The 18,991-nt window shown below is 34.2% G+C and carries 19 protein-coding genes and 1 riboswitch; of the genes, 4 read left to right on the forward strand and 15 right to left on the reverse strand.

The features are described 5' to 3' along the window. Positions 1-6: 6 nt before the first annotated feature. From BLQ56_RS11090 to BLQ56_RS11100, 3 genes are read right to left on the reverse strand one after another with little or no spacing between them, the layout of a single operon-like run. Positions 7-744 (reverse strand): amino acid ABC transporter ATP-binding protein, encoded by a 738-nt coding sequence (locus tag BLQ56_RS11090; RefSeq protein WP_090853778.1) that lies wholly within the window; start codon positions 742-744, stop codon positions 7-9. Beyond that, positions 741-1,463, reverse strand: a complete 723-nt coding sequence (locus BLQ56_RS11095; RefSeq protein ID WP_090853780.1) for an amino acid ABC transporter permease — start codon at positions 1,461-1,463, stop codon at positions 741-743. Before BLQ56_RS11095 ends, BLQ56_RS11090 begins: the two co-directional genes overlap by 4 nt. 21 nt (positions 1,464-1,484) lie before the next feature. After that, complete coding sequence (locus tag BLQ56_RS11100) at positions 1,485-2,306, reverse strand: transporter substrate-binding domain-containing protein (RefSeq protein WP_090853783.1); 822 nt, start codon at positions 2,304-2,306, stop codon at positions 1,485-1,487. A gap of 162 nt (positions 2,307-2,468) precedes the next feature. After that, positions 2,469-2,568, reverse strand: a riboswitch (SAM riboswitch). A 132-nt stretch (positions 2,569-2,700) separates the two neighbouring features. Here BLQ56_RS11100 and solA point away from each other — a divergent pair. Then, positions 2,701-3,849, forward strand: coding sequence for an N-methyl-L-tryptophan oxidase (gene solA / locus BLQ56_RS11105; protein ID WP_090853786.1), 1,149 nt, complete (start codon positions 2,701-2,703; stop codon positions 3,847-3,849). A gap of 294 nt (positions 3,850-4,143) precedes the next feature. On the opposite strand, the gene BLQ56_RS11110 is transcribed toward solA, so the two are convergent. The 3 genes from BLQ56_RS11110 to yeiL form a co-directional block, all read right to left on the reverse strand. Continuing rightward, positions 4,144-5,187: a lactonase family protein gene (locus BLQ56_RS11110; protein ID WP_090853788.1), complete on the reverse strand. Its 1,044-nt coding sequence runs from the start codon at positions 5,185-5,187 to the stop codon at positions 4,144-4,146. Positions 5,188-5,633: 446 nt separating this feature from the next. Then, entirely contained in the window at positions 5,634-6,746 is a 1,113-nt protein-coding gene (locus BLQ56_RS11115) for a metallophosphoesterase (RefSeq protein ID WP_090853791.1), read from the reverse strand. A gap of 82 nt (positions 6,747-6,828) precedes the next feature. Then, positions 6,829-7,500, reverse strand: coding sequence for a transcriptional regulator YeiL (gene yeiL / locus BLQ56_RS11120; protein WP_090853794.1), 672 nt, complete (start codon positions 7,498-7,500; stop codon positions 6,829-6,831). Between the two features lie 83 nt (positions 7,501-7,583). Here yeiL and BLQ56_RS11125 point away from each other — a divergent pair, with 83 nt between their 5' ends. After that, a complete protein-coding gene (locus BLQ56_RS11125) occupies positions 7,584-8,756 on the forward strand; it encodes an MFS transporter (RefSeq protein ID WP_090853797.1) in 1,173 nt (390 codons plus the stop codon). Between the two features lie 79 nt (positions 8,757-8,835). Here the strand turns inward: BLQ56_RS11125 and BLQ56_RS11130 are convergent, their stop codons facing one another. The 8 genes from BLQ56_RS11130 to BLQ56_RS23510 form a co-directional block, all read right to left on the reverse strand. Continuing rightward, positions 8,836-9,669 carry a hypothetical protein gene (locus BLQ56_RS11130; RefSeq protein ID WP_090853800.1) on the reverse strand — a complete coding sequence of 278 codons (834 nt, stop codon included), beginning with the start codon at positions 9,667-9,669 and terminating at the stop codon, positions 8,836-8,838. Between the two features lies 1 nt (position 9,670). Beyond that, positions 9,671-11,074 carry a glycosyltransferase family 2 protein gene (locus BLQ56_RS11135; RefSeq protein ID WP_090853803.1) on the reverse strand — a complete coding sequence of 468 codons (1,404 nt, stop codon included), beginning with the start codon at positions 11,072-11,074 and terminating at the stop codon, positions 9,671-9,673. Next, on the reverse strand, positions 11,067-11,996 hold the full coding sequence (locus BLQ56_RS11140; RefSeq protein ID WP_175490268.1) for a HEAT repeat domain-containing protein: 930 nt from the start codon (positions 11,994-11,996) through the stop codon (positions 11,067-11,069). Before BLQ56_RS11140 ends, BLQ56_RS11135 begins: the two co-directional genes overlap by 8 nt. An 843-nt stretch (positions 11,997-12,839) precedes the next feature. Next, positions 12,840-13,169, reverse strand: a complete 330-nt coding sequence (locus tag BLQ56_RS11145; protein ID WP_090853808.1) for a hypothetical protein — start codon at positions 13,167-13,169, stop codon at positions 12,840-12,842. A gap of 228 nt (positions 13,170-13,397) precedes the next feature. Beyond that, complete coding sequence (locus BLQ56_RS11150) at positions 13,398-13,967, reverse strand: recombinase family protein (protein WP_090853811.1); 570 nt, start codon at positions 13,965-13,967, stop codon at positions 13,398-13,400. A gap of 219 nt (positions 13,968-14,186) precedes the next feature. Next, positions 14,187-14,774 (reverse strand): hypothetical protein, encoded by a 588-nt coding sequence (locus BLQ56_RS11155; protein ID WP_090853813.1) that lies wholly within the window; start codon positions 14,772-14,774, stop codon positions 14,187-14,189. A gap of 231 nt (positions 14,775-15,005) precedes the next feature. Beyond that, complete coding sequence (locus BLQ56_RS11160; protein WP_090853816.1) at positions 15,006-15,875, reverse strand: hypothetical protein; 870 nt, start codon at positions 15,873-15,875, stop codon at positions 15,006-15,008. Positions 15,876-15,989: 114 nt separating this feature from the next. Beyond that, positions 15,990-16,160, reverse strand: coding sequence for a hypothetical protein (locus BLQ56_RS23510; RefSeq protein WP_175490269.1), 171 nt, complete (start codon positions 16,158-16,160; stop codon positions 15,990-15,992). Between the two features lie 159 nt (positions 16,161-16,319). Between BLQ56_RS23510 and BLQ56_RS11165 the strand changes: the two genes are divergently transcribed. Beyond that, positions 16,320-16,934: a helix-turn-helix domain-containing protein gene (locus BLQ56_RS11165; RefSeq protein ID WP_090853819.1), complete on the forward strand. Its 615-nt coding sequence runs from the start codon at positions 16,320-16,322 to the stop codon at positions 16,932-16,934. A gap of 4 nt (positions 16,935-16,938) precedes the next feature. Then, entirely contained in the window at positions 16,939-18,498 is a 1,560-nt protein-coding gene (locus BLQ56_RS11170) for a recombinase family protein (protein ID WP_238457247.1), read from the forward strand. Here BLQ56_RS11170 and rlmH read toward each other — a convergent pair. Beyond that, positions 18,470-18,949 (reverse strand): 23S rRNA (pseudouridine(1915)-N(3))-methyltransferase RlmH, encoded by a 480-nt coding sequence (rlmH, locus tag BLQ56_RS11175; protein WP_090853824.1) that lies wholly within the window; start codon positions 18,947-18,949, stop codon positions 18,470-18,472. The genes BLQ56_RS11170 and rlmH overlap by 29 nt on opposite strands. Positions 18,950-18,991: the final 42 nt, after the last annotated feature.

Consider the following 18,991-nt stretch of genomic DNA (forward strand, 5'->3'; position numbering starts at 1 on the left):
TTACATTTAGTTTTTGTTTGCTTTACTTAAAAATTGCTTCGTTCTTTCAACACGTGGATGATTAAAGAGTTGTTCAGCTGTTCCCTCTTCAATAATAATACCGTTTTCCATAAAAATAACTCGATCAGAAATTTCACGTGCAAAATTAAGCTCATGTGTCACAATCAGCATTGTATTGCCTTCCTTTGCCACATCTTTTATAACGGTTAATACTTCACTAACCAACTCAGGATCAAGCGAAGAAGTCGGCTCATCAAACAATAAAACTTCTGGATTGAGTGCAAGTGCCCGAGCAATACCAACCCTTTGTTGTTGTCCACCTGAGAGCTGTACTGGATAGTGATTTAATCGATCTTGAAGACCCACTTTTTCAAGGATATCTGTACTTATCTTCTTTGCCTCAATGGTGCTTACCTTCTTAACACTCGTTAAGCCTACCATTACATTCTGTAACACAGTTAAGTTTTTAAATAAATTATATTGTTGAAAGACCATTCCTGTTGATAATCTTAAAGACTGGACATCTGCTTTTTTTGCTGTTTCTACATTTACTCTTTTTCCGCTAATTTCAACAATCCCACTAGTAGGTTGTTCTAAGAAATTAATACAACGTAACAATGTAGATTTTCCGGAACCGCTTGGCCCCAAAATAGAGACAACCTCTCCTTTGTTCACGGAAAAATCGATGCCTTTTAACACATGCTGTTGATCGAAATATTTATGGATATTTTCCACTTTGATCATGAGATAACCCCTCTTTCATATCTTCGGGCTCTCTTCTCTACTAGTACTAACAATCTCTCAACTACTATACAAACAATCCAATATACAATCGAAACGGCTATATAGACTTCGAAAAAGGCTAATCCACGAGAACCAAGAATTTTGGCTTGTCCCATGATATCAATAACACCAATAATAAATACTAAAGAAGTATCTTTAATTGTACTTATAAACATATTACCTAGATTAGGGATTGCCACTGCTAAAGCCTGAGGGAATATAATTTTAAGCATCATTTGTGTTGGACTCATTCCTATTGCTCTAGCCGCCTCAAACTGACCACGATCAACGGATTCAATCGCTGACCTTATCGTTTCAGATAAATAGGCACCTAGATTAATAGAAAAGGCCAATAATGCATATATTTCCGGTGGAATAATATTTACATCTATATGTTGAAGCCAACCGTATTCTGTTTGAAAGAAATAGATCACTTTCGGTATTCCATAAAACACAAGATAAATCTGCACTAAGAGAGGAGTTCCCCTAATAAAAGATATATAGCAAGTTGTAAATGTTTTTAATACAGGTACTTGATAGATCTTGATAAGAGCTGTAGTGAGCCCAATTAATAAACTAATAATCAATGAACCTACGGCGATCCCAATCGTAATAGGTAATCGTGAAATAATCGTAGGAAAGCTTTCTATTAAAAAATTGATGTCTAATAAGTTTTCCATTTCGTCTTCCCTTCTCCAACCTTATTCAGGGATGTATTCTCCATCAGTCCATTTTACTGAAAGGTCAGCTAATGTACCGTCTTCTTTTAGTTCCTTTAAGATTGTATCAATTAATGCTTTTAACTCCTCACCTTGCTCCCCCTGCTTAAAAACAATCCCAATTTGATCATTTACTAAAGGGTTCCCTACAACTTCTAAATCTAACTCATATTTTTTCATCACTGAATTGATCATAATCGGATCATTAACATAAGCATCCACACGTCCATTTTGTACATCTTGTAAGATTTCTGAAGGAGTTCCACTTTCGCTATATTTCAAGATAATATCTTTTTCAGCTTTCTTATTATGTTCTTCTAACAATAATGTGTATGAATCACCAGCTAAAGCTCCAACTTTTTTCCCCTCTAAATCTTCTAATGTTTGAAGATCTGTTCGACCTGACTTTACAACAATCACTGTCTCTGCGGCAAAATATGACTCATCTGTAAACAGATACTTTTCTTCACGCTCTGGCGTTTTTGCTACCTGGTCTGCAACAGCCTGAATTTTATTTGACTCTAGGGCAAGAAACATACTATCCCATGGTGTTGCAACAAACTCAAATGTATAACCATCTAACCTTTTATCAACTTCTTTCACTACATCGATATCATATCCTGTAAGTTCATTATTCTCATCAGCAAAAGCGAAAGGAGGGTAATCATTTTGTGTTCCGACTAGGATTACTTTATCCTCAGTTCCATCTGCTGTTGTTGTTTCTTTAGTAGAACAACCATTTAATATTCCTGACAAACCTACTAGTATAACACTTGATAACAATAAACGAGATTTCATTTTCATCTTTTAAAACTCCTTTAAATAATTTTATTATTATAATTGAATGAGAATTTATGATTGATAAATAGTTAATCCTATATAAATTCCATTAACAATACAAACAAACAGAAACAGTGTAAAAAAACAAAAAAGCCTCTTTCAATCAGAAAGAGGCTTTTTATCTAAACCTTATCTCTCAGAATGACTCTGCAGGATTTAGCACCTTTCATAAAATGATGGTTGCTGGACGTCACAGGGCCTGTCCCTCAGTCTCTCGTGATAAGATATTCATTTTTTGTATATTATGATAATATTTAATATTACTACTATTGTCAAATACTTTTTAGTTTTTACAATTGAGATTCCTAAATGAAAACTATTATTAGGGCATGCAATATAGAATAATAGAATGGAGAGAATGCACTTGAAAAAAGAAGCTTATTTTGACGTAGCGATTATCGGTGCTGGTACAATGGGAATGTCTGCCGGCGCCTTTTTAGCCCAACAACAAGTAAATACTGTATTAATTGATGCTTTCGATCCACCACATAATCAGGCGAGTCATCACGGAGATACCCGTATGATTCGACATGCATATGGCGAAGGAAGACAATACGTAACATTAGTAAAACGCGCCCAGCAATTGTGGGAGGAATTAGAAGAGCAAACAGCCTATAAGATCTTTGAAAAAACAGGTGTTCTTGGACTAGGTCCGCAAGACTCTGAATTTCTTCAAGAAACAATTGCCGCTGCTAAGAAATACGAATTGCCCTTAGAGATCTTAAATAACAAAGAAGTAAAAGAAAGATGGCCTGGCTTTTCCATACCAGATCATTTTATTGGATGTTTTGAGGCAGAATCAGGTTTAATCTATAGTGATAATGCCATTAAGGCCTATAAAGAAATTGCTATTAAAAATGGTGCAGAATTAATAACAAATACACCAGTTCAGCATATTGCCAGAGAAGATCAAAATACGATAAAAATTTCAACAGAAAACAATGTTTTTTATGCAAAAAAAGTCATTGTTTCAGCAGGTGCCTGGGTATCGAAACTCTTACCAGCCCTTAAACTCCCTATTCATCCAACCCGCAAAGCATTTGGCTGGTTTGATGCACCTGATACCCTATACGATATGGCCAATTTCCCCTCTTTTTATGTTGAGGATAATCAACATATGTGTTATGGATTTCCTAGCATTGATGGAGCAGGCTTGAAAATAGGAAGATCAGATGGTGGACAAGGAATTGATCCTAACCAACATAAACAAAACTTTGGTCAATACGAAACAGATGAAGATGAATTAAGGTATTTCCTCAAGGCCTATATGCCTGAAGCAAATGGAGCATTGAATCAAGGTAAAACATGCTTATATACAATTTCACCTGATAATCACTTTATCATTGATCATCATCCAGAACATGAAAATATCATCATTGCCTGCGGTTTTTCCGGACATGGCTTTAAATTTGGAAGCGTTATGGGAGAATTGCTCAGCCAACTAGCTGTAGATGGAAAAAGTAGTTTTGATCTTTCTATATTCTCTCTTAAGAGATTTGGTATGTGATTAGAAATATGTTGTTATTTTAGAAGCAAAAAGGCATTGATAAAAAAAGCTACCAATGCTTTATTAATTAAGGATGTTTTCTCAAAGTTTGTTGTTTTAGACATAAAACATTGAAATGGTACTTACAAGCAGGCTGAATACACGTAGACTCCTGCGGGCTCAGTGGCCAAAGTGAGACCCCGCAGGAGCTGTGCGACGAGGAGGCTCACTGGTCACCCGCCGGACGCGGAGTGTATTCAGCCTGCGGCTTTAAAAGCAACAATCTGTACGAAAACAACCTTAATTACTATTAAATTATTTTAAAAACTTAACACAGACAGCTTCTGGAGCTATCACATCTTTTTGCAACAAAGTAAGTGTGCCTGCTTCTCGATCTCGCTCAAATAGTACCAATGTTCCTGACGCTTCATTTGCTGCTACAATGAATTGTTCAGTCGGGTCTAATACAAAATCTCTTGGCCAATCTCCCTCTGTATGTGTCCATTCAACAAATTCTACCGTATAATCTTCTGTGATTCGGTAAATCGCAATTGAGTTATGTCCTCTATTCCCTGCAAAAACGAATTTCCCATCTGAAGAAAGGTGAATCGCACTACCTTGACTATTTTCAGTAAAATCAGCCGGAATAGTAGAAATATATTGAACTTCCTCAAATGTTCCTTGTTTATCATCATATTTAAGTACAATCACTTCATTACTAAGTTCTGTCATCACATATGCATACGGAGCATTAGGATGAAAAGCAATATGACGTGGACCACTACCAGGCTTAACATCTAATACACTTACCTTCTGTAATGTACCCGCATCTGGTTGATAAGTTGTGATTGTGTCACTACCCAAATCAACTACTACTACATAATTCTCATCTGGAGTGTAACCTGCAAAATGAAGATGTGGCTTTTCCTGACGTTCGTGAGGCCCATTCCCTTCTTGTTCTACATCAGTTGGCGGCTGAATAGACCCATCATTATTCGTTACAAAAGCTTCTACTTTCTTTGTATGATAATTAGCCGTAACAACTAGCTTATTTTGATGATCAACACTTACATGACAAGGAGGTGATCCATCTGTTACCTGACTATTTATTTTTTCTAGTGCACCTGTTTCTTCACTAATTGTAAAAGAAGTAATACCACCTTTGTCTCCTTCTTTTGCGACTGCATATAGATACTGATTATTATGACTAACCGTTAAGTATGTAGGATTGTCTAGTTTTGCAGCAACTTCTACATTTGTTATCTGTTTCTTTTCAGTATCCAATGTGAAGCGATAAACGCCTTGACTATCTTTTTTCGTATATGTACCTATGTAACCGATATATTGTTTTGTCATCATTCAAAATCCCTTCTCTTTTAAAATAAATAGGCTCTATATTTCCCTCTAGTATAACATTATCATCACAGCCATAAAAATAAATAGTCTAACACGCTTTTGCTAAATATCTTGGGCTACCAGTCTTAGCTGGAAGTAATACCTACCAATTCTAGCAAAATAGATCAGTATTAAATGAAATAAGCGGAATTTTTTCCGTTAATTAACGTATAGAGCTCGTTCTGGGATATATAGGGGGAGTTTTTCCGCCTATGCCAAGCATAATTACCTATTTTAACGTTTTTCTAGTCAATAGAGGTAATATCTCCGGCTATTTAAACTATTTTCAGTGCTACTTACTATCTAAGGGTATTTTTTCCGTCTATCTATCAGATTGGTCGGTTCTTAACCTAAACCCCCAACCTAAAGGAGAAGCCTGAGTAAAAAGCACCTCTCACTTTTGTCTTTTTTTATTCTCTAAACGTTACCCCAATCTGAACAATTTCAGATCGTGACCCAATTCGAATTGGTGGACCCCAGAAACCAAATCCAGAGGAAACTACCGTGTGCAACTGCTCTTTTTGCAGATAGCCCCAGTCAACTTCATAAATACTATTAGTGATCAGATTGCCTGGGAACACCTGCCCGCGATGTGTATGCCCTGCGACTAGCAGATCAACCCCATTTTGCTGTGCGATATCCAGTTCATATGGCTGGTGGTCCAGCATAATGACTGGCTTCGACATATCGATTCCTTCCAATAGGGTAGAAACTGGTAACCGGTTATGGTCTGTAAGATCTTTTCGTCCTAGAATAGTAAAGCTGTCCTCAATCATCACTGACTCATCGTACAGAACCTCCATATTGCTGTCTTCCAGCACCTTAATAAGTTGTTCCATCGTACCTTCATGCTTATCATGATTTCCTAATGAAGCATACACACCATATGTAGATTGAATACTAGCCATCACTTCGTTAATCCCTTGATCAGTATACTGTTCAATATCATCATCGAAGACGTCTCCAGGGAAAAGGACGATATCGGGCTGAAGCATATTGATTTCTTTTACAAGTCGTTCAGCATGGTCTCTGTTCGACAACAGCCCAAAGTGCATGTCAGAGGCCATGATGATATTAAGCTCTCTAATGTCATCCGCTGGCTTGTCCATATTCACCTCGTAGCTGCTTACTACTGGGCTGAATGCATTATAAGATCCATAGCTTATTAAACTGATTACAAGTACCAAGGTGACAATACCTGTCCATTTCTTTACATGGTGGTGTGGAGCCCTTGCCAATCGTAGCAGCCATGCAGTAAGATGCACCACCGGCAGAATAATAATCAATAAATAAAATAAAGCCATCCAATAAGCACCCAAAATATTAAACAAGACAAACCCAAAAACGCGCCCTAAAATGAAAGAGGTCGAAACGATTGTTAGCGTAATGATATACAGTATTTTGATTTTACGTTTATAAGGACTTTCTTTAGGTTGAAACCAACTCCAGCCGCTCCACCCGACATAATAGACGAGCGCCCCATATAGTAGGATTGATATGATGCCTATTAAAACAAATCCCATTGCTAATTCTCCAATCACATTTGAAATTTTAATTAATAATTTAAAAGATTACTTACACAACATAGCATTTTAACCTTAAAGGTTATTTATTCTTCAATACTTCAGCAAGTTCATACAAGGATTGGTATTGTTTAATATAGTAGTTCCGACCTTCCTTTTGCAAGAAATCCTTTTCACAAAACTGCGTAAGTACATGTAATAAGTGGCGATAGGATACCCCTAAATAATCACAAACGGTTACGTGTTTCTCTTTATAGATTCCTTCATTAGTAGTTTGTAGAATAAAATCTGCAAGCCTGTTTTCAAGAGGGAAAGCCAGGCTTTGAGAATACTTCGCTGCCATATCTGTAGCTTTTACACTTAAAAACTTGGTTAATTCCCTTAGAAATTTAGCATCCTCTAGCAGTTGTTTACGATATCGATGAAACGGAAGCGCAAAACAAATCACCTTTGTTGATGCTTGAATCCCCTTTGTATAATACACATCATTTATTAATTCCATTTCTCCAATGTAGTAATTAGCATTGATAAAATTAAGAAGAGACACTTTCCCATTTTGATGTGTTACATATGTTTTGGCTTTACCTTCCACTACATAAAATAAAAAATCCGGTCTCATCCCCTCTTGAATAATCCATTCATCTCGCTTGTATTCGTGAACTTCCATAAATGCTTCTACTTGAAAGGAAAATAAGTGTGCGATTGAGTGATTCTCCAGGTACAACCTTTTTTTCTCACCTTTATATATTTCCATATTCCACCTCTAAAATATGAGATATCTCATATTATCCATCTTGCATTCCATGATACCATGCAATCAATAAGGGGGATACTATAATGAATTCACAACGTTGGATGAGTAAACGTTTTTTTAGTTTTTTTATGACATGGGGCATTTTTCTACCTTATTGGTCAGGGTGGATGATTTATACAAAAGGAATTTCAGTCTCTCAGGCTAGCCTAATTATGAGCGTCGGCTTACTTGCAAGAGGCCTATCCACATTATTTGCTTTTCCCTATTTGTCACGGAGATTGAGTAGCAAACTCCTTCTGAATGTAGCGGGGATTGGTACATTGGTTTCTATTCTTTGTTATATTCCAGTAAAATCCTTTACTGGTTTACTAATCGTAACAATCGTTTTGCACATCTTTTATCCAACTTTGATGCCTGCATTAGATAGTGCTGCAAGTGTCCTGGTGCAAAGTAAACAATTAAGACACTATGGCAAAAGTCGTCAATGGGGTTCAATTGGATTTGTTTCAATCGGTATGATTTTGACCGTTTTTACAGGGTTTCTTGGAAATGAGGTTATTTTTTGGGCACTATTGCTTGGAATAACAGGATTTGTGTATCTAAGTTTTATGAATGCACCTAGTGTTTTAACAGAAAAGCCGCAAATAGATCAAATACAACAAGTAGGCTTCTTTCATTTATTTCGTATAAAACATTTTAGTTTGATCCTTTTGATTGTCATTTTACTGCAAGGAGCGCATGCAACTTACTATAATTATGGCTATATTTTTTTACAAGATATCCATGCACCAATATACTTAATTGGTCTCATCCTTAACATCGCCGTGATAGCAGAAATCATCTTTTTCTCCAATTCGGATAAGAGATTTGCTCACTTTTCAGTAGGTTTATTACTAACACTAGCAGCAATTGGATCATCTGTACGCTGGATTTTAGTATTCACCTTTCCTAGTGTGATTATTTTCTGTATTGCACAGGTTTTGCATGCATTCTCGTTTGCAATGGCCCATTATGCGTTTATGAAATATTTAATAAACAATATTCCACAAGCGCAAGTACCTAAAGCCCAAGGCATTTATTCAGCCCTTGCACTAAGTTGGAGCACGGCAATACTCACCATTCTAGGCGGTTATTTATACGAAATTGAGCCTAGATATGCATTTATCGGAATGATTGTTTGTACACTACCAGCCATGCTGATTGCACTCGTTTATAGAAACATAGAATCTAGAAAAGAAGTTTTAGTTTCTGCTTAACACAAAAAAGATGAGATTTCTCTAGTTTAGAGGGGTCTCATCTTTTTTTAATATATTATTCCGGGTGGGCAATAGAATATCATTTCAGTTGATGCCATCCCGCAGTCAATCCTTCATAGTTAAAAAAGGCATCTATTTCTTCAAAAACGAGCTGTGCCGCATCAGGTCCTTGATCATAGTAAGTATTTTGGTCAAATATTGCTTTATTATCTGGTTTATCAAATTCAAAAATATTCATTATCGGTTTGTTATATTCTTTTGCAATTGCTACTTCTGTTTTTATATGATCAATTTCTTTCCCACGATAATAATTCATCACAGCTACTTCATCACAGCTATTTTTTATAAGTCTTCTTAATTCGGATAAATGTTTCTCATCATACCAATAAGTGATACAAATCACTACAACTAGGCCCTTATTAGATGCGTATTCATAAGCTTTTATCATATTGTCTACATAATGTTTCATTAACTCATTTTCATTATCTTTCCAGTTTTCATCTTGCGCTGGTTCTACATCGAATACAATTCCTTCTATTGCCATCTCATTCTCATGTATAGAATTGAACTCTGCTACTTGATCAACGAAGTTTGTTAGCTCTTCATAACCATAATCTGTCGTTCCCCAATAATATCCGCCATCCATTGCGTATACCGACAAATCCTGTTTATTCAGATTACGTACATATGTTGTAAGGGTTCCATCGACAAATTCATTTGGATAGATATACTGAAATACTCGATTGATATTTAATGGTTTCTGATCATTTTCTATCAACTTTTCTGCCTTATTTTCTATGGACCATGAGAATAAAGTACTTGTTTTCTTATTACGTTGATTAATTCCGACAGTAGAGAACATTACAATTGAACAAAATAGGATAATCATTAAGATTTTCATTTTTGATTTCATGCTAACTCGCCTCTAGGTTTTCTCTTTCAATTGAACTCCAGCTGTGAAGCTTCCTCGTATAGGATAAAGTAGCATATATTCTTATAAAGAATAATACAGGTCTAAATAGAAGTACCTCCGCAAAGGCCATAAAAATAGTCCATGCAACATCTCCCATATAAATCTTTTCTCCTCTTTGTATGGACTTGCTCATATATATTAGAATGGTTTGCAGGACGCAAAAACACAAATAGAGTAAAGCTATCAAAATGGCAAAGGAAATATTTAGCTTGCCTGCCATAAGAGCGACACATATTACGATAATCCCCAATAATTCAGCAAAAGGAGCCATTAATTCATATAAAAAATAATAAGTATAGGAAAATAGACTAATAGCTTTGAATTTAGGATTTAAAAATAATACTCGATAATTCAACATACACTGAATTAAACCTCGATGCCACCTTGCTCTTTGTTTTCCCAAGTCTCTCAATGTAAAAGGAGCCTGCGTCCAACAAACTGCATCAGGTGTATATTTTATGGAGTATGGAATTTGATGCGTGCGATGATGTACATGCAATCTCAATACAAGATCCATATCTTCACCTACGCTGTTCGGATCATATCCTCCAACAGCAATAACAGTATCCTTTTTAAATAAACCAAATCCACCGGATATATTTAAGTTAGCATTAAAAGTATCATGAAAAATACGAGATGTAATAAATGATCGAATATATTCAAGTGTTTGGATACTGACGATAGGATTTTTTTTCAACCTGGTGTCAACTGGCATAGCTTTTTCAAATTCAATTCCGTTTGCAATGCGAATTTGACCACCTACAGCGATGACATTATCATCTTCGAGAAAAAGTCTTGTAGAATACTTTAAAGCATCAGCTTGTAAAACTTCATCGGCATCCATACTGACAAAATAAGGATACCTGGAAATATTTATTCCTGCATTAACCGCATCTGCTTTATTGCCACCATTTTTCTTTCTTACTAAAACAATAGGTATACTGTTAAACTCCCCGCTATAGACTTCGAGAATTTCTTTTGATGGTACTTGAATACGAATGGGTTTGTGATCTTTTTTCAAATTGTAATTTTCAATGATGAGCTGTGCTGTTGTATCAGTTGAACCATCATCAATAATCACAACTTCAAATAGCTTATAATGCATTTCTAACAGATGATTAACTGTTGTTAATATGGTTTTTGATTCATTATAAGCTGGTACTAGAATAGAAATTGGAAAAAAGAAGTCATGATCCAATTCATTTTCCATTCTTTCCTTTAGTCTATTTTTACGAAGACTCCAAATAGAGATAGTTCCCCCAAGCGTAATATAAGTAGCATAGCCAAACATATAAAATGCGAAAAAGATCCCTGTAACGTATAAAAACAAATCAATATTATCCATTTTGTAACCTTTTCTCTTTTCTATTTGTAATATGATAGATTAATTGTTCCTTTGCATAAAAATCTTGGCCTTGCAATATATCCAAAAGCTCATCCTCTTCTACACCTAACTCCGCAATTGAACGTGCAGCATTTAACCTTACATACCAATATTTTGATGATAGGACAGATTTTAATGCATCAATTGTATCTTCACCAGGATATTTAACTAAGACTAAAGCAGCTGTTGAGACGCATTCCCAGTCCTCATTATTAGGTAATTTTAAATAAGAAAGGATTGTATCTTTATATTCTAGTACAGGATACTTCTGGTAATATCGGAGGATAGCACAAACTATGTCTTTATCCGTATCTTCCTGTTTTAATAGTTTGATTAATTTATTTTTTAATTGTTCCCCTGAAAACCGAAAAAAATCTATAATTGCAACTTGGTATTCAGGGTTAAATTTATCAAAGTGATCATAAAGGGATTCGGCTAATGCAGTGTGATCTCCCTTAAACTCAAGTAAACCATCGGTTACTAATTTTCGGTGATGTATGTTATTGTTTCTGGAAAGTTTTATAATTACTTCTACAACTGCATCAATATTTCCAAAGGCATAGAGAGCTTTTAGCGCATTTTCACGACAATAGATGGAAGGCTCTAGAGCATACTCCAACATAATTTTAGTCATCTCATCATATTCTCCAGGATTATTTATACATAATTTTTCACATATAAATGCATAGTAAGCCTTTTCGATCGGCTTTTTCTTCCCATATACATGTCCTAAACTCACCCATAAGCTCTTATTTTCACGAATGAACTGTCGAAATTTCCCCCTCGCTTTGATTTGAACTGAATGATTATATTCTAATGAAGCAGCGAAAAACGCCATCAGTTCCTCAATCGAATGAAGTTTCTTATAGTACTTCTGCAGCATCTTAAGATTTTCTGAGTTTTCATCAGTAAGAATTGAATCAAAATATTCTCTCCAGCCATTCGTCAGCTTAGATTGCCTCTTATCTTTTCTTTTTTGATTTATTTTATAAAGAGAGATGCTTAAAATTATTGCAAGTGTGATCACAATTAATATGAATAAAAAGTACCATACGATGATAAGATCCCTCCACCTTTCCTAGCAGACTATTATGACATGGCATGGCCATTTGCACCTTAGCTAACTATTAAGTGTATTTTTTCTTAGTCATTATAAAGATCCTAATCTGTTTTTTCAAAAGCGATTGTTGTTATCCTTATTCAATATCGTGTAAACATAAAAATAGTAATTTTATTAAAACAAACTCCTACAGCCCTATTACCGACTCTTATTCATTGATACTATATTATCAGTTTTTTCGAGTTAATACTAGGTATTTCGTACTAATTATTCATTTGAATTAGGACCACCAAATTAAAAGATAGTCAAAGCTTTGAAGCCTAGATTGCCCAAATTTGAAGGGTAAAAGTGTAACCATATTTTTCACCACTGCACGTTTAAGAAAACAAAAGGAGGCCGTCTATACAATGTATTAACGGTCTCCTTCAATGTAACTTAAATTGACTTTTCCAATATATCTTAATTCAAAGCTACTTCAACTCTCTGCTTTACCTCTATTTATGGTACGGTTCACCGAATACAACCTAATAACATGGTTAATTTTGAACACAAAGTATTTATATCTATTTAGCATTTCCCCCACAATCATGTGGGGGTATATTTTTTTCATCTTTTTGAAATTACGATTTCTTTGATTAAGTCCTACTTGTTCACTTATCAAATTGGTTATGGTTTATCATTCGGCTTAGACCAATATTTCAAACCTTCCATTGCTCTTTCTAAATCATCCATATCATCATCTCCAAGAGTTCTATCAAACTTATCAGATAAAATTGCTCTTATTTCAGATAATCTTTGAGGTATTTTCCAATCGTTCATAAATCTAATTGTTTCACAATCGCATTCTTTTAAGATTTCTTCATCGTTATTACCATTCATCTTAGAGCCATAATAAGAACCAATTTTATCAAAAGATACCACCATTATATTAAGATGCTTTAAAACTTTAATAAGTTCTTCACTTGTATAAGTTATCTTTTTATTAGACTCGAGCATTTAATGTTTATTCCTCCTTTGGACATTACCTGCTTCTATTCATATTTCCAGAGTTTCATTTTAATTTTAACATTAATAACCAACTACCTTCTATATAGTTCGTTTCGTCTATTATTAACACAGACTGTAGTGAAGGATGTATTAGTAACCTAACAAAAACTTACATTCGTTATTATCCTGTAAAATATCCCCCACCCAAAAAAGACACTCACTATAGTTAGTAAGTGCCTAAACAATTTTTTCTTTACCTTTCCTCTTTCTAATCTCCCTATACAACGTAGCTTTTGATACGCTTGTCATTTCCTCTATTTCCTTTACTGTGTATTGTTCTGTATCATATAGCTTCAAAGCTTTTTCAATTTCCTTTTTGTCCTTCTTAGGTCTGCCACCACTTCTCCCTCTTGCTCTAGCACTCTCTAGACCCGCTCTCGTACGTTCTGAGATTAAATCTCGTTCCATTTCAGATAATACAGCTAACATTCTAAACATGGCTTTACCAACCGCTGTGGTGGTGTCTATACTATCTCTAATACTTACTAATTCTACTCCTCTTTCTTGAAGTTCATCTGAAAGTTCTATCAACCTTTTTGTAGACCTTCCTAAACGGTCTAACTTGTACACCACAAGTACATCACCTTCTCTGGCATACTTCAGTAAATCATGTAATTGTGGTCTATCATCTTTCATTCCACTCATTTTCTCTTGATAAATCTTTTCACATCCAGCTTTCTCTAAAGCGTCTAATTGAACGTCTAAAGATTGGTCTTGTGTGCTTACTCTTGCATAACCAATTTTCATTATGTATCACCATCCAGTATTATTTGTTACTTATATTGTATCAAAAAGGGTAATTCGAGTAAATAAAGAAACATTGTTTTTGGAACGGTTTTTGATACTGGATTTCAACTATATTCTTATGTTTTCTGTGAGATTTAAGGATAGTGTCATAAACATTCGTTTTTGATACACATAAACAAAAACTTCCACAAATTTGTGGAAGACATTTTTTAATCTTATTCATTTAATTAACTCTTCTTCAATACATTGAATACAGAATGCTTCTGACCATACCTCAGAATACTCTTTATCCATTAACATCGCTAACAAAGTGTCACAGTCAGAATGTTCACACCAAACCTCTGTATTGTATGTCTTAAAAAGAAGTACGTTCTCAATTGGTTTCTTTGATAATATTGCATTCTTAATTTCCGTAAGACATTGCTTACAAACCAAAAACTTTTGGTCATCTACTCGATATTCACCTTTATTACATAAGGAACAACGGAGTCTCCTTCTTATTCCATCTTCATCTTTGACAAGAGGAAGTACCTCTGGATATTGTAAGCATTCAGACAATAACTCCTCCATCCTCCATTTTGTTTCATCAGATAGCTTTTTAATTCTAGGAGATAAATCTATATTTCTCAACATAAGTTCATTGTGTATTTTCTTCACTTCTTCAATATGTTCAAGTTCATATGTATCTTTATATATTAGGTCATAGTCAAACACCCCAACGTTCCTCAATGCAATACATAAGTCCTCGAGCAATTCTTTATCATAACGCTTATTTATTGGTTGTTTATTCTTTGTATCTCTTACCACTATTCAAAACCTCCTTTAGTTTATCGAGCCAATGTTTACTTACACTTTCGCCATCATTGAGGTTTTTCCTTTAATTATATGGATCTTGCCTATTTCCTTTATTTTGTCTATATTTTCGAGTGAATGCTGATAATATATGAATTAACCTCATCATAAAGTGGTTCGTTTCGCAGATTATAACAGGTGTATCTGGATATATTACAAAAAAAGCACTCGAATTGAGTGCTTGAATTAGTTGGCTTCCATATTTACATTTTGTCGAGGTATCCAATCAAATAGTGTATCTATGTTGTTATGAAATGTAGAAACAAAATCAAAACCATGTATATCAACGATTTGCTTTATATCATTTCTGAATTTAATACCTCTTTGACTTTTCGCTTTACGTCTCATTACCTTTTGCATTTCACTTATATACTTAGATGGAACAGATAACTCTTTCATATTTGGAATAAAAGAGAACTTATCCAAATACTTATCAATCCAATCAAATTGCAAATGATGTATTGGTATTTGCTCATTTAATTTAGGATTGATAGTAACCTCATATCTAAGTCTATAATTATCAGTGATTTCGTTTCCATACTTCTGTTGAAGTTGTTTTTTCTTGTCATATATTAAAGCCTGCTGTGGGCTAGTGTTTGCATAGATATAGTAATTCTGTCCATAATCAATCACGTTTCCGTCTTTCGTTTCATGTTTATACTTCACTTTCGTTCCATTAGATATATGAGAGTAATGATTACTAATGGGAGTATTGAAATCATAAGCTATTTCGACTTGATTAATAAACCAATCATATCGTTGAAGCAGTAATTTTATGTTTGTCGGCATATTCTTTAGAGTTTCATGTTGAAGTTCAATCTTGATATTCCAGTTTGACCTCATGATTTTGTTTATGTTTGGTCTATGATATTGGTCTATAGGATTATATTTAATCGCATACGGAACAGTATCATTGTTCATTGTATGAGTTGTTTTATACTCATTGTAGTTAAATTGCCTTTTCATGTTAAACATGTCTTTTACGTTATTGTTAAATTCCCTACTAGTTATACCTGTAACAAGATATATCGTATCAATAGTTACGTCCTGTAGCATAATCTCACCTCCAATCTTGATAAAGTTTTCACGTTTAATCCTTTGATAAAACAATTTATTTTTAGACTAATATCCTTGTATTAATATCAAGGAAGTGTCCTCTACAATGTACTCTTAACACACATCTTCTTCTTCCCACGGTCTAAAACCATGTGGAAATTCTCCTCCCCAATAATCTATTAGATTATCTACTTCTATCTCTTCATTCGTTAATGTATCGAATAATATTGAAGAAAGACTATCAATAAAAACAGCTACCTTATTTTCATTGCTATGCTTATCCATCTTTAACACCTCCTTCTAAACCTTCTTTTCTACCACAAAATTAATAATACAAGATTAGTAGCATAATTTCAATACATAAGTAGCATTTAACAAAACACTCTTGCTACTTAATATATTTTTATGCTACCATATAAATATAATTAAAGGAGGTACGGATAAATGAACGGTATTGAGTTTGGGAAAGAACTAAAGAACATACGACAAAAAGTTAAGTATCCATCAAAGGAACTCGCCCTAGAGGTTGGACGAGCTGTAACGTATGTTTCACAGCTAGAAAGAGGTTTAATAAAGAACCCTGATTACGAAACATGCTATATGTTACTAAAGGAATTGAAATTCCCTGAGGATAAAATTGATAATTTCTTAGATAACTTTAGTATTATCTCACCTGAAAGGGAGCAAGCAGAACTAAAGAATGATATAGAAAAACATGAAAATCAATTAAATGTTTTGGACAAAAAAGAATTGGATGAAAATGAGGTAATGCAACTTTACCCTTTTCTATATGAGGATGACGATATTCCAAAACTGAAAAGACAGAACTATAATTTACACATTGCTCTAAACTCTTTTATTGAAAGAGATATTACAAGAGCAAGAAAAGTTTTAACCAACATCAATGCACTTACTAAAAGTAAAGAAACCTTTGACTTCTTTTGTTCACTTTTTCAATATGATTTTTTTGATATTACAAAAGAAGAAAAGGAACATCTTATTTCTTTAATAAAAGAGTTTAATCCAAGTAAAGATGAAATTTTTGATTGGGAGGAATAACAAAATGAAAGTTGCTTTATATGTAAGAGTATCAACGGAAGAACAAGCGGATGAAGGTTACTCTATTGAGGGGCAAATAAAGGCATTAACTGAATATTGTCATAGAAACAATTTTGAGATTGTAGAAAAGTATAAAGATGAAGGAATAAGCGGGAAATCAATGAATAGACCCGCTCTGAACCAATTATTAAATGACTGTACTAATAAAAAGTTCAATTTGGTTCTGGTGTGGAAATACTCTAGATTATCCAGAAAGCAGAAAGATTTTCTTAATATTATCGACCATCTAGAGCAACACGATGTTAAATTTTATAGTGTTAGTGAAGCATTTGATACCTCTACTCCAATGGGTATGGCTATGCTACAAATATTTGGTACTTTTGCAGAATTAGAGGGTAATCAAATTGTAGAAAATGTAAAGATGGGTATGACCCAAAGAGCAAAAGAAGGTAAATTTAATGGTGGTAGTATGCTTGGTTACAAATCTGTAAACAAAGAACTTGTCATTGTAAAAAGTGAAGCAGAAATTGTAAGACGAATTTTTAGTATGTATGTAGATGGTAAAGGATATAAGGCTATTGCTAGCAAACTTAATCATGAAGGGTATAAAACAAAAAGGAATAAGGCATTCTCAATTACTTCCGTAAGAACAATCATAACCAATCCCGCTTATGCTGGTTTTATTAGATTTAACCAAGTTACTGATTGGAGCGATAAACGAAGAAAAGGAACTAACAAAAATCCAATAATAGTAAAAGGTAATCATGAGCCTATAATTGATATAGGTGTATGGGATAAGGCTCAAGCAATTCTTAAACAGAAATCATATAAACCTACAAAAACATTTACAGGGCATTTCCCTTTAACAACATTGCTTAGGTGTCCAGATTGTGGGCATGGTATGATAGGACACCATAACAAAAAATCAAAAAATAGTAACGAGTATATCCGTTACTATCAATGTGGCAATTTCCATTCTAAAGGTTCTGCTATTTGTCGCTCAAATTCTGTAAGAGCAGATTATGCTGAGGAATATGTTTTTAAGAGATTAGAGGAAGTAACATCTAATCCAAGCATACTAAAAAGTATTGTAGATGGAGTAAATGCTAAAATTGGTACACATAAAGAACCGCTCCGTAAACAATTAACTTATACTGAGGAACAATTAACATTAAATCAGAAGAACTTAAATAAGTATTTTAGTCTTTTCGACAATGATAGAATTTCCGCAGATATTATGCAGAGTAAAATTGACTCACTTGCAGAAGAAAGAAAAGTATTGCAGGCTCGACTAAACGAGATAAAACAACAACTAGAACAACCTACTATCAAAGAATTATCATATGACAAGATATATCATTCCCTTAAAGCATTCTCAAAGGTATTGCCAAAAGTATCTCCTGAGAAACAAAAACATTTTCTTCATTCCATTATTAACAAAATATATATAAATCCATCCTCCAACATACAAGGAAGAAGTATCAAGGATATTGAATTGTTCTTTGATACTTCTTTAAAAAACCATAACCATGTGCTTACTTATGGTACGGTTCCCCCCGATTAATTCGAAATGCCCGGTAAATCTGCTCAACCAATATCAATCTCATCAGTTGATGTGGAAACGTCATTTTTGAAAATGATAGTGTATCATTTGATCGCTTCATTACGTCTGAGCTTAATCCTAATGACCCACCTATCACAAATGCGATTTTACTCTTCCCATATGTAGCTAGCTTATCTAGATCGTCAGCTAGTTGTTCTGAAGATTTCATTTTACCTTCAATCGCTAATGCAATGACATGAGTATCATCTGAAATCTTACTAAGAATCCGTTCGCCTTCTTTTTGTTTGATTTGTTCCATTTCGATATCACTTAATGTTTCAGGTGCCTTTTCGTCTGGTAGTTCAATGATTTCTATTTTTGCATAAGCTGTTAGCCGTTTTAAATATTCATCAATGCCTTGCTTTAAATATTTTTCCTTTAGTTTTCCTATACTGAATATTGTAATATTCACAGGTATCCCCACCTTACAAACAAGTTATCCACAAAAGTTATC

Origin of the sequence: Litchfieldia salsa (genome assembly GCF_900104555.1) — a bacterium.
GTDB classification, from domain to species: Bacteria; Bacillota; Bacilli; order Bacillales; family Bacillaceae_L; genus Litchfieldia; species Litchfieldia salsa.

Excerpts from the sequence above, each read along its gene's own strand:
- BLQ56_RS11090 (WP_090853778.1), bottom strand. The coding sequence starts at position 744 with ATGATCAAAGTGGAAAATATCCATAAATATTTCGATCAACAGCATGTG.
- BLQ56_RS11095 (WP_090853780.1), bottom strand. The coding sequence starts at position 1,463 with ATGGAAAACTTATTAGACATCAATTTTTTAATAGAAAGCTTTCCTACG.
- BLQ56_RS11100 (WP_090853783.1), bottom strand. The coding sequence starts at position 2,306 with ATGAAAATGAAATCTCGTTTATTGTTATCAAGTGTTATACTAGTAGGT.
- solA (WP_090853786.1), top strand. The coding sequence starts at position 2,701 with ATGCACTTGAAAAAAGAAGCTTATTTTGACGTAGCGATTATCGGTGCT.
- BLQ56_RS11110 (WP_090853788.1), bottom strand. The coding sequence starts at position 5,187 with ATGATGACAAAACAATATATCGGTTACATAGGTACATATACGAAAAAA.
- BLQ56_RS11115 (WP_090853791.1), bottom strand. The coding sequence starts at position 6,746 with ATGGGATTTGTTTTAATAGGCATCATATCAATCCTACTATATGGGGCG.
- yeiL (WP_090853794.1), bottom strand. The coding sequence starts at position 7,500 with ATGGAAATATATAAAGGTGAGAAAAAAAGGTTGTACCTGGAGAATCAC.
- BLQ56_RS11125 (WP_090853797.1), top strand. The coding sequence starts at position 7,584 with ATGAATTCACAACGTTGGATGAGTAAACGTTTTTTTAGTTTTTTTATG.
- BLQ56_RS11130 (WP_090853800.1), bottom strand. The coding sequence starts at position 9,669 with ATGAAATCAAAAATGAAAATCTTAATGATTATCCTATTTTGTTCAATT.
- BLQ56_RS11135 (WP_090853803.1), bottom strand. The coding sequence starts at position 11,074 with ATGGATAATATTGATTTGTTTTTATACGTTACAGGGATCTTTTTCGCA.
- BLQ56_RS11140 (WP_175490268.1), bottom strand. The coding sequence starts at position 11,996 with ATGCTGCAGAAGTACTATAAGAAACTTCATTCGATTGAGGAACTGATG.
- BLQ56_RS11145 (WP_090853808.1), bottom strand. The coding sequence starts at position 13,169 with ATGCTCGAGTCTAATAAAAAGATAACTTATACAAGTGAAGAACTTATT.
- BLQ56_RS11150 (WP_090853811.1), bottom strand. The coding sequence starts at position 13,967 with ATGAAAATTGGTTATGCAAGAGTAAGCACACAAGACCAATCTTTAGAC.
- BLQ56_RS11160 (WP_090853816.1), bottom strand. The coding sequence starts at position 15,875 with ATGCTACAGGACGTAACTATTGATACGATATATCTTGTTACAGGTATA.
- BLQ56_RS23510 (WP_175490269.1), bottom strand. The coding sequence starts at position 16,160 with ATGGATAAGCATAGCAATGAAAATAAGGTAGCTGTTTTTATTGATAGT.
- BLQ56_RS11165 (WP_090853819.1), top strand. The coding sequence starts at position 16,320 with ATGAACGGTATTGAGTTTGGGAAAGAACTAAAGAACATACGACAAAAA.
- BLQ56_RS11170 (WP_238457247.1), top strand. The coding sequence starts at position 16,939 with ATGAAAGTTGCTTTATATGTAAGAGTATCAACGGAAGAACAAGCGGAT.